Origin of the sequence: Pseudoalteromonas sp. C2R02, assembly GCF_018860845.1 — a bacterium.
Lineage (GTDB): Bacteria > Pseudomonadota > Gammaproteobacteria > Enterobacterales > Alteromonadaceae > Pseudoalteromonas.
The window spans coordinates 34,920-51,148 of record NZ_JAHKQC010000004.1; the positions used below are offsets into that span (position 1 = coordinate 34,920).

Annotated in this window: 12 protein-coding genes; 4 read left to right on the forward strand and 8 right to left on the reverse strand. The window is 35.0% G+C overall.

What is annotated here, in order from left to right:
- Positions 1-95: 95 nt before the first annotated feature.
- Entirely contained in the window at positions 96-995 is a 900-nt protein-coding gene (locus KO527_RS00250; RefSeq protein WP_216038427.1) for an AraC family transcriptional regulator, read from the forward strand.
- Between the two features lie 60 nt (positions 996-1,055).
- On the opposite strand, the gene polA is transcribed toward KO527_RS00250, so the two are convergent.
- On the reverse strand, positions 1,056-3,812 hold the full coding sequence (gene polA / locus KO527_RS00255) for a DNA polymerase I (protein ID WP_216038428.1): 2,757 nt from the start codon (positions 3,810-3,812) through the stop codon (positions 1,056-1,058).
- A gap of 423 nt (positions 3,813-4,235) precedes the next feature.
- Here polA and elbB point away from each other — a divergent pair, with 423 nt between their 5' ends.
- Entirely contained in the window at positions 4,236-4,898 is a 663-nt protein-coding gene (gene elbB / locus KO527_RS00260) for an isoprenoid biosynthesis glyoxalase ElbB (RefSeq protein WP_216038429.1), read from the forward strand.
- A 125-nt stretch (positions 4,899-5,023) separates the two neighbouring features.
- On the forward strand, positions 5,024-5,410 hold the full coding sequence (locus KO527_RS00265) for a cytochrome c5 family protein (protein WP_216038430.1): 387 nt from the start codon (positions 5,024-5,026) through the stop codon (positions 5,408-5,410).
- A gap of 74 nt (positions 5,411-5,484) precedes the next feature.
- On the opposite strand, the gene hemN is transcribed toward KO527_RS00265, so the two are convergent.
- From hemN to KO527_RS00285, 4 genes are all read right to left on the reverse strand, one after another.
- Positions 5,485-6,855, reverse strand: coding sequence for an oxygen-independent coproporphyrinogen III oxidase (hemN, locus tag KO527_RS00270; RefSeq protein WP_216038431.1), 1,371 nt, complete (start codon positions 6,853-6,855; stop codon positions 5,485-5,487).
- Positions 6,856-7,004: 149 nt separating this feature from the next.
- Positions 7,005-7,505 carry a DUF2489 domain-containing protein gene (locus KO527_RS00275; protein WP_216038432.1) on the reverse strand — a complete coding sequence of 167 codons (501 nt, stop codon included), beginning with the start codon at positions 7,503-7,505 and terminating at the stop codon, positions 7,005-7,007.
- Positions 7,505-8,092, reverse strand: coding sequence for a Der GTPase-activating protein YihI (gene yihI / locus KO527_RS00280; protein WP_216038433.1), 588 nt, complete (start codon positions 8,090-8,092; stop codon positions 7,505-7,507). The genes KO527_RS00275 and yihI overlap by 1 nt, the downstream gene beginning before the upstream one ends.
- 1,159 nt (positions 8,093-9,251) lie before the next feature.
- Complete coding sequence (locus KO527_RS00285; protein ID WP_216038434.1) at positions 9,252-9,884, reverse strand: c-type cytochrome; 633 nt, start codon at positions 9,882-9,884, stop codon at positions 9,252-9,254.
- 223 nt (positions 9,885-10,107) lie between these two features.
- Here KO527_RS00285 and yihA point away from each other — a divergent pair, with 223 nt between their 5' ends.
- Positions 10,108-10,740, forward strand: a complete 633-nt coding sequence (gene yihA / locus KO527_RS00290) for a ribosome biogenesis GTP-binding protein YihA/YsxC (protein ID WP_042150145.1) — start codon at positions 10,108-10,110, stop codon at positions 10,738-10,740.
- 290 nt (positions 10,741-11,030) lie between these two features.
- Here the strand turns inward: yihA and KO527_RS00295 are convergent, their stop codons facing one another.
- The 3 genes from KO527_RS00295 to KO527_RS00305 all read right to left on the reverse strand — a co-directional run bounded on the left by KO527_RS00295 (position 11,031) and on the right by KO527_RS00305 (position 16,157).
- A complete protein-coding gene (locus KO527_RS00295; protein ID WP_216038435.1) occupies positions 11,031-14,615 on the reverse strand; it encodes a M1 family aminopeptidase in 3,585 nt (1,194 codons plus the stop codon).
- A gap of 9 nt (positions 14,616-14,624) precedes the next feature.
- Positions 14,625-15,515, reverse strand: coding sequence for an ABC transporter ATP-binding protein (locus KO527_RS00300; protein ID WP_042150139.1), 891 nt, complete (start codon positions 15,513-15,515; stop codon positions 14,625-14,627).
- A gap of 225 nt (positions 15,516-15,740) precedes the next feature.
- On the reverse strand, positions 15,741-16,157 hold the full coding sequence (locus tag KO527_RS00305) for a hypothetical protein (protein WP_216038436.1): 417 nt from the start codon (positions 16,155-16,157) through the stop codon (positions 15,741-15,743).
- Positions 16,158-16,229: the final 72 nt, after the last annotated feature.

Consider the following 16,229-nt stretch of genomic DNA (forward strand, 5'->3'; position numbering starts at 1 on the left):
TTTGAACTTATCCTAAAAAAGTGTCATAAACTGTACTGTTAATTCACAAAAGTTGACTGTCAGTACAAAGTACAAATTCATATTTAAGGAAAATGATGATCACCGAATTTCTTAATAATAAAAAAACTGAACCTAAGGTTTTGGTTGAAAATAAAATAAGCTTTAATGGACCCCAATCACAACTGAGTATTTACGATACATTTGAACCTGCACAAAAAGTACAGCTAAAGTCAGATCAACCGCTGTTTTGTGCGATGATCAGCGGTAAAAAAGTCATGCATAGCGATGATGACTATCATAGTGATTTTTTCCCTCATGAATCTTTTGTGATGGCACCCAATCAAACCGTTGAAATTGACTTTCCCATTGCACAATTAGCACAACCAACACGTTGTTTAGCTATTGAAATATCATCGGAGCGTATTGCTCAAGTAGCGGAGCAGCTTAATTACGCACAACAAAAATCTAAAGAGTTTGACCATTGGCGATATCAACCGCAAATAGTGCATACACATCACAATGCACAAACTCAGGCGCTTTTACAGAGAATGACGCATATATATAGCGAAAATCATCAAGATCGCAGCTTTATGATAGATTTAGCAGTAAATGAACTGACAATAAGATTATTAAGGCAGCAAAGTAGAGAACTCATGATGTCATTTTGTATGCATCAGTCTGACTTTAGCGGTATGACAGCGGCGATTAGTTACATAGAAGATCATTTAGCAGACAATATTGAAATAGAGTATCTATGCAAACTAGCTTGTATGAGTCGAACAAAGTTTTTTAACGAATTTAAGCAAAACTTAGGCTGTACACCATTAGCATTTCAACAACAGCAACGCCTTAGAAAAGCTTATAACTTAATTAAATCTGGTAGACAAATCACCCAAGTTTGCTTTGAACTTGGCTTTACCAGTTGCAGTCATTTCAGTCGTGTATTTAAACAGTTTTATGGTACTAGCCCGAAAGCATTTCAAAATAAGCAATAAAAAAGGCTTTACTTATTACAGTAAAACCTTATTTGTTGTTAGAAAATGATAAGTTATTTTCTAATGCGCTTGATCCCAGTTATCACCAAAATCAGAGTCTGCAATTAATGGTACATCTAACTTAGCAGCTTGTGACATCAGCTCACAAATTTTTGCTGTATAACTTTCTAAGCAATCTTCTTTAATTTCAAATACTAATTCATCGTGAACTTGCATTAAGATTTTAATGGTATCTTTAGGTTGTTGCTTAACCCATTGATGTACAATTAACATGGCTTTTTTGATGATATCAGCTGCAGTCCCCTGCATAGGCGCGTTGATAGCAGCACGTTCAGCCGCTTTCTTGCGAGGACCATTTTTTGTGATATCTGGTAAATATAAACGTCTACCAAATAAGGTTTCAACATAACCTTGTTCTGTTGCTTTCTCACGCGTGGTTTCCATATAGGTTAATACACCAGGGAAACGTTCAAAATAAGTATCCATATAATGCTGTGCTTCAGAACGTGGAATATCTAACTGATTAGCTAAACCAAATGCCGACATGCCATAAATTAAACCAAAGTTAACTGCTTTCGCTTTACGACGCATATCCGTTGTTACTTCATCAAGCGGTACAGAAAATACTTCGGATGCAGTTGCACTGTGTACATCTTTACCACTAGCAAATGCTGTTAATAAGCCTTTATCTTGTGATAAATGCGCCATAATACGCAATTCTATTTGGCTGTAATCGGCAGCCATTATTTTATGACCTTCATCAGCAATAAACGCCTGACGAATACGACGACCTTCTTGCGTTCTAATTGGAATATTTTGTAAGTTAGGATCGGTAGAACTTAAACGTCCTGTTGCTGTTATCGCTTGATGATATGAAGTATGTACGCGTCCAGACTCCTCACTCACCATTAGCGGTAATTTATCAGTATAAGTCGATTTCAACTTAGATAAACCACGATACTCCATTATTATCTTAGGTAATGGGTAAGTTAACGCTAACTCTTTTAATACTTCTTCAGCAGTAGAAGCCGCACCTTTAGGGGTTTTTTTAATAACTGGCAATTGCATTTTTTCAAATAAAATCGCTTGTAGCTGCTTAGGTGAACTTAAGTTAAAAGGCTCTTCGGCTAAATCATGAGCTTCTTTTTCAAGCTCAATCAATCGCTCTCCTAGCTGCTGACTTTGCGCAGTGAGCATTTGGCTATCAATTTTTACACCGGTTCTTTCTATATCAGATAAGACACTTAATAGTGGTAACTCGATATCTGTAAATACACTTTTAAGGGATGCATCGCTATCAAGTTGAGGCCAAATTTCTTGATGCAAACGTAATGTAATATCTGCATCTTCTGCAGCATAAGGTGCAGCTTGTTCTAATGAAATTTGATTGAAGGTTAATTGCTTTTTACCTTTACCTGCAATGTCTTCAAAACTAATCGTCGTATGGTTTAGAAACTTTGATGCTAAGGCATCCATATTATGTTTGGTTGCCACACTATTTAATGTGTATGACTCCAACATAGTATCAAACGCAATGCCATTTAATTCATAACCCGCACGTGCTAATACACTTTTATCGTATTTAAGGTTTTGCCCTACTTTCGCTTTATTTTCATCAGCTAAAATTGGACCTAGCTTTGTAAATACTAATTCTTTACTTAATTGCTCAGGTGCATCTAAATAATCATGTGCAAGTGGCAAATAAGCCGCTTCGCCCGCTTTTACGGCAAAGCTCATTCCAACTAAATCAGCCTGCATGTAATCTAAGCTGGTTGTTTCAGTATCGAATGCAAATAGTTCGCTCGCATTGAGCTTTTCTATCCAAATATCTAACGCTTCTTCGGTTAAAATTGTTGTATAGTCTGCGTCAACGCTAGGTACTTCAGCTGATGCTTCTTCAATTGATTCAACAACTTCAGTTTTAACTGATTTTTTTGCTTTTGTCTTAGCTGGTTTATTTTTTAATAACTCAGTGATCCAACGTCTAAATTCCGATTCAGCATAATATTGGATCAACAAATCTTTATCTGGATCAACAACCTTTAAGCTTTCAAGATCTTCATCTAATTCAACATCAAGTTTGATTGTGGCTAGTTCATAGCTCAGTGGTAAATGTGGGATCGCAGCTGCTAGCTTTTCACCAATTTTACCTTTAATTGATTTAGCGTTATCAATCACACCCGTCAATGTATCGTATTTTTCAATCCATTTAACCGCTGTTTTAGGACCACAACCCTCTACGCCAGGAATATTATCAACTTTATCGCCCATTAATGAGAGGTAATCTATGATGCGATCCGGCGCAACACCAAACTTTTCAACTACAGCATCTGAATCTAATACTTCGTCTGTCATAGTATTAATTAAAGTGACGTGCTCATTAACTAACTGAGCCATATCTTTATCGCCAGTTGAAATTAATACATCGCGTTTGTTTTCTGTCGCAATACGTGCATAAGTACCTATCACATCATCGGCTTCAACTCCGCCAATACTGATCAGCGGAAAACCCATGGCTTTTATTATTTTATGTAAAGGCTCTATTTGGCAACGTAAATCGTCAGGCATAGACGGACGATTCGCTTTATAGTCAGAGTACATATCATTACGAAAAGTTTTGCCTTTTGCATCAAAGATCACTCCTACATGACTTGGATCAAACTGCTTTACCAAACTTTTTAGCATATTAACTACGCCATAAATGGCACCAGTAGGTTCACCTTTAGAATTAACAAAATGCGGTGGTGAGTGATATGCCCGAAAAAGATAAGAAGAGCCATCAACTAGAATAAGCGGATTTTCTGGGATCTGAGCCATTGATATGGATCCTAATAATAATTATGCCGTGATTGATGGATTATACCCAAATAACCCCAAGATGCGATATGACAAACTTATTAAACTGATATTTAATAAGATGTGGATAAGTGTGTAGATAAAAAAGAAAGCAGAAAACCTCAAAATGATATAAAAATCACTTCGAGTGCATGTAATTCTTTATTTATTAAGCTGTTATGTACTTCTAGACAGATTAATTGTTATTACTTTTAATTTTAATCTTATGTGGAAACTTTATTTTTACAGTGAATTTTTAATGACAATTTGTATTAAAATTAATCTCATCAAATTTCACAGAGGCGGTATACTACCATAAAGGATCTAAGATCATAGAGATCCTTTGAAATATTTTTGATTTTTTTATAAATTAAGCACTATAAAATTTTAATAGATGAGAATTAAATGAAAAAAATAGCTGTTATTTTAAGTGGTTGTGGTGTTTTTGATGGTTCAGAAATACATGAAGCCGTTTTAACCTTACTTCATATAGAGAAGCTAGGCGCACACTATCAGTGTTTTGCTCCTAATATAGATCAACTGCATGTGATCAATCATTTAACGGGTGAAGTTGATAAACAAGCAAAACGCAATGTATTAGTTGAATCTGCTCGTATCGCACGTGGCGAAATTAAAGATATAAAAACCTTGGATGCTGCTGACTTTGATGCACTAGTACTACCAGGCGGGTTTGGCGCTGCTAAAAATTTATGTGACTTTGCAATAAAAGGTGCTGATTCAACAATTAATCTTGATGTTAAAAATGCCTGTAAACAATTCTCAGAACACAAAAAGCCAGCGGTTTATATTTGCATCGCACCTGCGATCATAGGTCATATATATCCTAAAGGCACATTAGCTACGATAGGTAATGATGCAGATACCGCAGAGCAAGTTAATAAATTAGGCGCTAAACATGTTAATTGCGCTGTGAATGACTTTGTTTATGATGAAAATGCACACGTGATCAGTACACCTGCATATATGCTTGCAGGGTCGATTGTTGAAGCTAATACCTCTATAGAAAATGCCATTAATAAACTTGATGAAGTCTTAAATAGTAAATAATGGGATAAATGAGAAAAGTTATAGCTATAGACTAAAATAAAGTTTTGTTTAGTATTTTATATATTTATCGCTAGCGGTATAATCAGCTTAATATTCCGTCATCAATTCATAACGAGCAAGGTAACATGAAAAAACTATCAACGGCGCTACTTATCTTATTAGCAACATCAGTTAACGCACAAAACAATACTGAGATGACTGACGAAGCAATTAAAAATCGTCTTGCTCCAATCGGTGGTGTTTACTTAGCAGGCGCAGCGCCAGTAGTAGCTGCACCAACAGGTCCTCGTACTGGCCAGCAAGTTTTTCAAAATTCATGTTTTGGTTGTCACGGCACTGGCGCTATGGGCGCACCTAAAACAGCAGCTGATTGGGCTCCACGTATCTCTAAAGGCGCAGATGTATTATTAAACCACGCAATCAACGGTTTTAATTCTATGCCGCCTAAAGGAACATGTTTTGATTGTTCTGATGATGAACTGCAAGCAGCTATCGACTTTATGACTAAGTAAGTTAATTTAGTTTAAAACAAAAATGCCGTTCATTATAAATGAACGGCATTTTTTGTATCTAACACTTTTTAATATTATATCACCCGAGAAAACCTTTGCAGTTTTGCTTGGCTTTTTAAATGCGCATCAAAATTCATACAAATTATGCGAATAAATAACAAACCTTTTGATGTCACCTGAATATGATCATCTGTGATCTCTACCATTTTATCAGCAACTAAGCCTGATAATGATTCCAGAGAATCTGCAAAGTAGTTTTTAAAGTCAATATCAAACTCTTTATTAATCACATTCATATCTAATTCAAAATGACAAATAAGCTGGCGAATTACCGCCGCTCTTATCACATCATCTTGTGTTAGTGTTAAGCCTTTACATACAGGCACAGAGCCTAAATCAACTGCTTTATAATATTCTTTCACATCTTTTGGATTCTGAAAAATACTGCGCCCTACTTGAGAGATACTAGACACACCTAAACCTAATAAATCACAGTCTCCATGAGTTGTATATCCCTGAAAGTTACGATGTAATATGCCTTTTTGTTGTGCGATCGCAAGTGAATCATCTTTTTTAGCAAAGTGATCCATGCCTATTAAAATATATCCTGCATCATTCATTTGTTTGATGGTATTTTTAAACATTTGCAGTTTTTGTGCGGCAGTTGGTAATTGATCATCTTTGATCTTACGTTGTGCTGCAAATAAATCTGGAATATGTGCATAGTTAAATACTGAAACGCGATCAGGAGATAAAGCAATTAAGCGATCAATTGTTTTTGCAAAGCTTTCTTCTGTTTGCAATGGTAATCCGTAAATCATATCTGTATTAACAGATTTAAAACCGAGCTCTCTTGCTTCTACGACCAGGTCTGCAACATTATCAGCACATTGCTCACGATTAACCGCTTTTTGTACTTCATCATCAAAATCTTGAATACCAAACGAAACACGATTAAAGCCTAAGCTTCTTAACTGCTTTAACATGCCCTCAGCTAATGATCTTGGATCTATTTCTATGCCTTTTTCTGCATTAGATTCAAAGGTAAAGTTTTTTTCTAAAATGCCAATCAGACGTGTCATTTGTTCAACAGTTAAAAACGTCGGTGTACCGCCACCCAAATGCATTTGTTCAACAGTATAAGACTGATATAACTGTGACTGAGATGCCGCTTCTTTTTCTAAATAATCAAGATAGAGATCTGCTTTATGCTGATGGCGAGTAATTATCTTATTACAACCACAGTAGTAACAAAGCTGCTTACAAAAAGGAATATGTATATAAAGAGACAGCTTATTATTATCAGTGGTCTTAACGGCTTTTACGACTTCAGATTCGCTATAACCTTCTTCAAATGATAATGCTGTTGGATATGATGTATATCTCGGGCCTGAGATATTATATTTTTTTATCAGGGAATCATCCCATTCAATTAAGTTTTTCACGACGCAGATCTCTTAATTAGATTGTCGTAAAATTATACTTTGAAGTTATGATAGACGATTTGATCTGGAACAATAGAAGGAGTAAAAACAAAAAACCCCAGTTAATATCTGAGGTTCTTAGAACTGATAACTAAGCTTAATAGCTTAAGCTATAAAGTGATGGTTTTAGCATTTGGATCAGCTTTAAACTGTAATATCACTTTTTCAAGATCTTTTTGGATCTCATCTTCAAGATCTTTTTCAGCTTTCCAGCGTGCCGAGTCCATTTTAAAGATCTCTTTTTTAGAGTACTTTTTACGTGCATCATGTGTTGGCATATCTTTAACCACATCATACATCTTTAAAATAGCGGGGTATTGGGACTCAATATTGCTTTCACTTTCAAAAACATATTGAGACATTAATACCCATACTCTTAAACAGCCTTCAGAATACTCACATTGCTTTTCTTTCATTGCTTTAGCAATCAAGTTAATGCTATCAGCAAGCTTGGTATTCTTCTGTGCTTGTTGCGCTTTTAGTTTTGCCTTATGCTCCGCGACTTTGGTGTTTTGATCTTTTACTTGTCTCAGTAAAGTGCCGGCATAAAATGCTAAGGCGGCAACTATCAATGCACCAACAATAAAAGCGATTATCCAAAAGGTGCTCACTATTCGTCCTCATCCATCCATTCATTAGCTAGATCATTTGATAAATACTGATCTATCTTACTTTCTTCTGGTGCATCAAACTCATCTTCTTCATCATCTAAGCCTAGTAACTCACATAACGCCTGATGACGTTCTACTTTAGTATTAAAGTATTTAGCATCTTTACCAGTTAACAGCTCACCAGCTTCATGACGGTCGATTAAGTCTAATAATCTTTGATCATTTTCTAACTGCTCTAATTCTTGCTCAGGAGCAAGTACCACTTCAGGTGCTTTCTTAAGTTCTGCAGCAGGTTTTAAATCACGATTCATTACAGGCTCAGGCTTAATTACAACACTTGGTTTGTTACCTGGTGTTAAATCAATAGGTTTTTTACTACCCATGCCTTTAGGCTTTTTAACATTCTGATTTGAAACACCGCTATTTACAGTTTCATCAATCGCATTACGTGTTCCCGGTTTATTACCCTTAGGCTTTTTAGGACGGAAATTCTTTAATGCTCTTTCTTCTTGTAACTTTTCTTTACTTAAACGCATTTTACCTGTGCTTTGACTAGGTCCTTTGCGTGATTTTTTTTGTCTGCTCATTTCTCTATCGATCAATATAAACTGAATTACCTGTATTTTATCTTAAATTGCAGGCTTTTTCAGCAAAATCACATGATAGTCCTTAAATAGAATAATTTTAAGACTTATAAAATCTAAATTACGAAGAAGGGATAGTAGCGATGTAATTTTTAATACTAAAATTGGAATTGAAATGTTTTATGGTAGGTATTTGATTAAATTAAAAATAAAAAGGCAGTAGATTGCTCTACTGCCTATTAATTAGAGTGTCTGTTTAACCTGGACACTTCTCCCTTCGACCTTTAGATATACATCTTCAGTCTTATTTTTATTTACTATCCGTATTGTTTTTATTATAAAACTTCCATGAGTTTCTTATTATTTTTATTACCGGCCATCCTGACGCTATTATTTTTAGTCCTTAATCTGAACTTTAATCTCTTAGTGGATTTATTTATTCAGTTATTTTATTTCTCTGAACTTTCATCTCTTATTGGAATCTTTATTCAGTTTTTACTCTGCCGAATTTTCATCTCTTATTGGAGTCTTTATTCAGTTTTTACTCTGCTGAATTTTCATCTCTTATTGGAATCTTTATTCAGTTTTTACTCTGCTGAACTTTCATCTCTTATTGGAATCTTTATTCAGTTTTTACTCTGCTGAACTTTCATCTCTTATTGGAATCTTTATTCAGTTTTATTATTTTTCTGAACTTTAATCTCTTATTGGATTTATTTATTCAGATTTTTACTCTACTCTGAACTTTAATCTCTATGGATTTATTCATTCAGCTTTTCCCCATAACGCACTTAACTTATCGCTTAACTTTCCGTATTAACCTGCTTCCATGTTGTTTTATTATGTTTTTGCGACAGGGGTTAATTTACTTGTTAATAATTATTTTACAACTAATTTATACAAATTTAATCAATTATTTTAAAGGGTTTATAACGATACCTATAAATAACATAGACTTAAGTATAATAAAAAGTTTTTAATAAGAATTAACTTACAACTTTTTACGGCAGATAACTCACATTAAATGTGAGATATTTCCTACAACATACTATTAACAATTAGACTTTAAGCTTAATTCATCAACTAATTAACATTTAAAAGTTAAAAAATAGGCATAAAAAAAGCAGCTTAAGCTGCTTTTTTTAATATTTAGTACTAGCGCCTAATGAAGACCGCCTAAATATTTTGATAAAATTTCTATATCTTTATCAGTTAATTTTTTTGAGATATCAACCATCATACCATTTTGGTCGTTATTACGTGCACCGCTACGGAACTTTTCAAGTTGTGCTTTAATATACTCAGGGTGCTGGAAAGAGATTTTAGGGAATCCAGCTAGTGAAGTACCGTTGCCTCTTGGACCATGACAAGCTGAACATGCAGGAATACCACGTTCTGCATCGCCTGCTTTATATAATTTAGTACCAGCTTCAATTACATCTTCTGGTGTAGTGCCTTCACTCATATTAAGTGTTGCATAGTATGCAGATAAATCTTTCATATCTTGATCACTAAGCGCCATCGTCATGCCACTCATTACTGGATCCATACGACCTTCGCTACCGCCAGAAGTCATACCCAACTTTAAATCTTTAAGTTGTTTGTATAAATATTCTGCGCTTTGCCCAGCTAATTTAGGATAAATATTAACTGGAGCGTTGCCATCGGCGCCGTGACATGCGGCACATACTGCAGATTTCGCTTTACCAGCAGTTGCATCGCCATCAAATGCTGTTGCGTTGTTTGCAGCCAATGCACCAAACAACATAGTTAAAGTTAGAGCTATTTTTTTCATGCTGAATTCTCTGTTTCCGACCCTGTAAACTACAATGTGGGTATAAAGCCACCTATAATAAGTCAACTATTCTACACCATATTATGTATTCTGACAGTTTTTAACCCTGTAAAATCAATAAAAAGATAATAAAAATGGATAAATGATAACTAAACTCAACATTAGTGCCATCTTGGTATAAAATAACGAGCTTAGCTTAACCTTGTATCATAAAGGAGCCACAGTGCTTAAATCTCGTATAAAATACAGCGCAGCCACTTTCACTACCAGTGCACCAGATCTTTCTAAACTCCCACCTGATACAGGTATTGAGGTTGCTTTTGCTGGACGTTCAAATGCTGGTAAATCAAGTGCGTTAAATACATTAACAGACCAAAAACTTGCAAGAACCAGTAAAACACCTGGTCGTACTCAGTTAATAAACTCATTTGATTTAACTGACAATAAACGTTTAATCGATTTACCTGGTTACGGTTATGCCAAAGTACCGATTGAAATGAAGAAAAAATGGCAAAAATCTTTAGGCCAATATTTACAAAATAGAGATAGCTTAAAAGGTATCGTTATTTTAATGGATATTCGTCATCCACTAAAAGAATTGGATATGGATTTAATTACCTGGGCTGTTGATAGCGAAATCCCTATTTTAGCGCTATTAACTAAAGCGGATAAATTAAAACAAGGTCCTCGTAAAAGTGAAGTATTAAAAGTACGTAAAACACTAGCAAGTTTAAATGCAGATATTACAGTACATGCTTTTTCTTCTCTAAAAGGCACAGGATTACCTGAACTAGGTAAAAAGCTTGATGATTGGTATTTAGGCGAAATCATTCATGAAAAGCCTGCTGAAAAGTAAGTTTTAGCCAGAAGAAAAAAGACCGGCTTATCTAGTAAGCCGGGTATAGCAATCTGGGGAGAAGCTATTAATACGGTGCATCCCTAAGAATGCATCATCAACAGGATGTCTTCATACATGAAGACGGCGCGCACTGTAACAAAGGGCTCCAGAGAAATAAAGCTCCAATGTAAACAAATGCAACGATTACTCAAATAAACAGTTCCTATTTACGTATCAGTAACAAATTTAACAGCTAACTCCCAAAGTTAGACCTCTAAAAGTAGTTTAAGAGGCCTAGTAGGTTACATCTATAAACGGTAAATATTATCTGCACCGTCTTTATCAACCAACTTTACAAATGGGTCAACACCCGCGAATTTAGGTTTACCTTTTACCTGTAACTTAATTTCATTCGTGCCCGATTTTATTTCATGCTTTTGTAAATACATCACAAAATCATCAGCACCTAAGTTTTCTGGATCATCACTAAATAAGCCAATATCAACTAAGTCAGAAAACTCAACGGCTGTTTCTTGGCCTTGACCATCCGCACGATTTAACGCCGCCTCAATTGTTAAAGTAATATCAAATAAGTCTTCTTGACCTTCAACTTGTGTAACTTTTACGTCCGTCGTTTTTAAATCATATAAACTGATATGTTCAAACAAGTTACTCACAAATGCTTTTTCTTGCTCATTTGCATCCTGTGTAATAAACGCCATTAAGTCGAGCGTTGTTGGATAAGGTGTACTTTGATACTTAAATTCATTTAAGAATGCCTGTAAAGCTTCATTTAATCTTGCTTCACCTAAACGATCTTTCAATGACATCATTACAACTGAACCTTTACGATAATGAATATATTGCTGATTCTCACTTCGTAATAATGGCATTTCTTCTAAAAACTCCACACTACGACCTCGTAAATAACGATCTAATTCATATTTTAAGAATTTACGAATTTTTTCTGGACCATATTTTTTCTCCATAATCATTAATGCTGAATATTGCGATAAGCTTTCCGAGATGATTGCGCTGCCTTGTACATTAGCTGCGCCGACTTGATGTCCCCACCATTGGTGAGCCACTTCATGCGCCGTAACATAATATACAGGGTCGATATTTTCAGGATCTCTTAAATCAGTAATAAAACCAATTTGTTCTGAGTAAGGCACAGTATTAGCAAAACTTTGTGCAAATGAACGATAACCAGGAAACTCTATAATACGCATTTGTTTATGCTGGTATTCACCAAAATTAGCAGTAAAGTAGTCAATTGAATCTCGTACTGATTCAATCATACGATCTACATTCATATGATGATTTTCATGGTAATACACTTCTATATTTATGCCTTTGTATTGCTCTTTTTTCTGCGCTAACTTAGCTGACATTACGGAATAAAAGTTAACTATAGGCGCATCCATTTTATAATGAAAAGTACGACGACCATTAGCCACAGTTTCACTTTGTAAATAACCTGGTGCAATTGCAAACTGATCTTCAGAAGTGGTTACAATCGCTTCAAAGTCTATAAAACCGACACCTTTTCCAAAGAAACTTTCATTATGAAAATCTTCATCTTCCAGCTTATTTGCGCGTTTTAATGGCTCTAAATCATGTTGACGACGTTTATGACGATCAGTTAATTGATAGCTTGGCACATAACCAAAGTTAGGGAAAATCTCAAAATTATTTAAGAAAGTACCATTTTCAACTAAATTAACATCGGAATTTCCATCTGTAAAACCGCGTCTTTCACGAACAGCTGTTAATTTACCGTTACGCTCTTCTCCAGGCTGTAACGCAGGTTCGAAATTAAACCAAGCAGTATTAAATTTATCATTATGTTCACCCATAATGCCGCCTGTAATTTCAACATTCCATTGCTGTGTATTCGCACTTGGTCTAGAAACTAAAAACTTAGATATGGCTTTATTTGATGTGTTTTTTATGACGATATCTGCTTGCGCAATTACCTTCAGTTGCTCAGGGTAAATATCAATAATGGCTTTTGTTTTAGTAATTGTCGGAATTTCAGCATTAATAAATGCCACATATTCTTTCTCATATTCAGCCTGTAATGCTTCTCTATCATCTTGGATCACAAATTCATTTAATACTCGCGTATTATAGTGAATGTAACCCCCTGCACAGATCGAAATAACAAGTCCAGCCGCAATTGCCGCTTTACCTGGTAAACCTAAGTAATACCCTACATTTTTGATTCTAACTTTTAATGGTTGTGCTGGCCCTCTATGCCATAAAGCATAACCTAAAGCTCCTAATATAATTGTAACGCCACCCCAATACAGCATATACCAAGAATGACTTGTTAAAAATTGACCATAACCATTAATATCAGAATAAAGTACTTGTGGTGAACCTGAGAATTGGAACATGTTATGACTAAAACCAAAGTTACTTAATACAATTGTACTGATGATATACAGTACAAATAACATCATGCCGATATACTTATTAGGACTTATCACTTGTAAAAAGAATGCCATCACAGCAACCATGATCCAAGGCACTAAATTCACATAACCTAAACGAATCGCATATTGAGATAATTCAAAGTTACTATAACCATTCAACATTTGATTAAGTAAAGTGACACCTGTACCAAATACAAATAGCACAACTAAAATTAGGCTGATCGCAATCATTTTTGATAACCAAAAAGTGATATTATGAACAGGCATTGAGTCAACAATATCTCCCATACCTGAACTACGTTCACGCCATACTATTTCAGCACTATAATAGGCTAAAATAATCATCATCAATAAACTTGTTGAGTTAATAATTATACTCACCATAGCTTGAGTTAAAGGCCAATTAGGTGTGCCAAACATCCCCTGAGGGTCAACTAAAGGAGCAACTAATAAAAAGATTGTTAATACGCTTAAAACCATAAAAGGCGCACTGAAAATAACCTGCTTTATTTCAAATTTAGTACGCATAATTAAATGCGCTAGCGTTTGAATTCCCGCGCTTTTAAAAAGGATATTATTATTTAATAAATGACTGAAATCAGTTTCCTTTTCTTTTTTAGACTTTTTAGATGTTTTAACTTTAGATAAACGTACTTTACTGCTAAAACCACCAAAAAACACCATGATAAATGCCGCAACAACCAGCCAAATCATACGGTTTTGTAACAATATGCCTGTCATTTCGATACCAGAGTTATTTTTATCAAACATAGTCCAATAACGTGTTACCTCACGAAAAGTATTTGAGGCAAATGGGTCTAATAAAGCAGCCAAAGTACGGTACTCAGGCTCAGAAGCAAACTGACCTGCAATGATATATAAAATAAACAAGGCTACAGCCGATAGATATACCGCCATCATAGATCTAAAACGAATCGCAACAGCATAAAAGAAACAAGATAAAACTAACAAAGTAGGTAAAGACAGGTAAAAGTAAGAAGTAATGTAGTGCGTTAAATCTGTTGCACCTAAACGCTCTGGATCAACCCAACCAGTCATACCTCCGATTAAAGTACCTAATAAAATACCTAAAGGAACAAATAAAAATACAGTCGCTACAACAGCAAAAGACCCTAAAAAACGTCCTAATTGGTAACTTAAAGGGTTAATCGGTTTACTATAAAGTAGTTCTGACATGCGGCTAGTATCATTACGAGTAGCAGTACTCGCAACAAAATTCACCACTAAAAACATCGCAAATATGCCCATAATTAATAGTGTTTGCGCGATAGAGAATGGTCCGTTATATAATACGTTACCACCACCACCGATTTGTACATTTTCACTAACCGTGGCAAAAAAAGTGAGTAAAAAGAAAATCAAACTGGTCACATAAAAAGATGGCTGCCTAACAAAGTAGCGCCATTCAAACATAAACATTTTAGCTAACATAATAGACTCCTAAGCAGCTTTAGTTTGATTAGTATTACGATGTGAATGCAAAGTAGAAAAATACACATCTTCTAAATTAGCAGGTGCACTTTCAAACCCTTCAGGTGCATTTTGCGCTAGGATATGAACAATTGTTTGACCTGCAAATAATCGCTTAGAGATCACAGGCATATTTTTTTCTATTTCAACCGATTCAGCTTGGCTTACTGATTTACGCCAAATTTGACCATTTAATGTATCTGTTAAATCAATTGGATTACCTTGCAGCACAATTTTACCTGAAGCTAATACTGCCATGTTAGGACAAAGCTCAGATACATCTTCTACTATATGTGTTGATAAAATAATGGCTTTTTGTTCACCCAAGCTCACTAATAAGTTATGGAAACGATTTCGTTCTTCAGGGTCTAAACCTGCTGTTGGTTCATCAACAATTAATAAATCAGGATCACCTAATAAAGCCTGAGCGATACCAAAACGCTGACGCATACCGCCAGAAAAACCACTAACCGCATTTTTACGATGCTGATATAAATTGGTATGCGCTAATAAACCTTCAACCGCTTCTTTTCTTTCGCCTTTATTTTTAATGCCTTTTAAAATAGCCATATGATCTAATAATTCATAAGCGCTAATGCGTGGATAAACACCAAAGTCTTGTGGTAAGTAGCCTAACCTTTGGCGCAGTGCTTGAGGATCAGCAAATACATCTATGCCATCAAAGTTAATCGAACCTTTATCAGCTTGCTGTAATGTGGCGATAGTTCTCATTAAAGATGATTTACCCGCTCCATTTGGACCTAATAAACCAAACATACCTTTTGGTATCTCTAAATTAACGTCATCTAAAGCTTTAACACCATTATCGTATGTTTTTGATAATCCATTAATAGTTAACATATTCACTCTCTCTTAAGCACTTGTTAGTTTTGTTTTAGTTATATCGCTTGTTATAAAATTGTAAATTAATTTATTTTACTGTCGCTATGCTAAATAAACAGGCTTAAAAAACATACAAGAAAGTGATTAAAGGTAAATTGCGGTGATAAGTGGTTTTTTGAAATAATAGAATAAAAAAGGACTGAAACAAAAAAACCGCCAAAATGGGCGGTTCTTAATTAGATACTAAACAGTGTAATCAATGGGAATTGTTTGATCTTCATCATTTGCATTAGCGTACACAGCTAATAATTTAGCTTGCTGCTCCATTGCTTCTTTAGCGACGACTGCTTGACGAACTTCATCATTATTTTTTACAACATATGCTTCTTTTGCTGACAACGAATCATCTGTTAAATTTTGATATGCATTATATTTAGCAATTGATTTTTTAGCTTCAATATATTGACCATCATTAGGTAATGTAGGGTTTTCAGGAATGCTTGGTCTATCTGCAGCAAATAAAGCCTGAGCTTGTGAAGACAATTGTACAACCGTAGAAGATACTTCATTTACTGCAGGAGCCTGAACTTGAGCCTGTTCCATTTTAGGTGTACTACTTTGCCCAACTTGAGCATAATGATTTGATGGTTGAATTTGCATATTAACCGCGCTCCCCAGTAATTTAATTTGATAGCTGTATTTTACACTGCCAAACTGAATACTTAGTGAACA

Coding starts and splice junctions, on each gene's coding strand:
- KO527_RS00305 (WP_216038436.1), bottom strand. CDS start 16,157: ATGCAAATTCAACCATCAAATCATTATGCTCAAGTTGGGCAAAGTAGT.
- KO527_RS00295 (WP_216038435.1), bottom strand. CDS start 14,615: ATGTTAGCTAAAATGTTTATGTTTGAATGGCGCTACTTTGTTAGGCAG.
- KO527_RS00265 (WP_216038430.1), top strand. CDS start 5,024: ATGAAAAAACTATCAACGGCGCTACTTATCTTATTAGCAACATCAGTT.
- elbB (WP_216038429.1), top strand. CDS start 4,236: ATGAAAAAAATAGCTGTTATTTTAAGTGGTTGTGGTGTTTTTGATGGT.
- KO527_RS00300 (WP_042150139.1), bottom strand. CDS start 15,515: ATGTTAACTATTAATGGATTATCAAAAACATACGATAATGGTGTTAAA.
- yihI (WP_216038433.1), bottom strand. CDS start 8,092: ATGAGCAGACAAAAAAAATCACGCAAAGGACCTAGTCAAAGCACAGGT.
- KO527_RS00285 (WP_216038434.1), bottom strand. CDS start 9,884: ATGAAAAAAATAGCTCTAACTTTAACTATGTTGTTTGGTGCATTGGCT.
- KO527_RS00250 (WP_216038427.1), top strand. CDS start 96: ATGATCACCGAATTTCTTAATAATAAAAAAACTGAACCTAAGGTTTTG.
- polA (WP_216038428.1), bottom strand. CDS start 3,812: ATGGCTCAGATCCCAGAAAATCCGCTTATTCTAGTTGATGGCTCTTCT.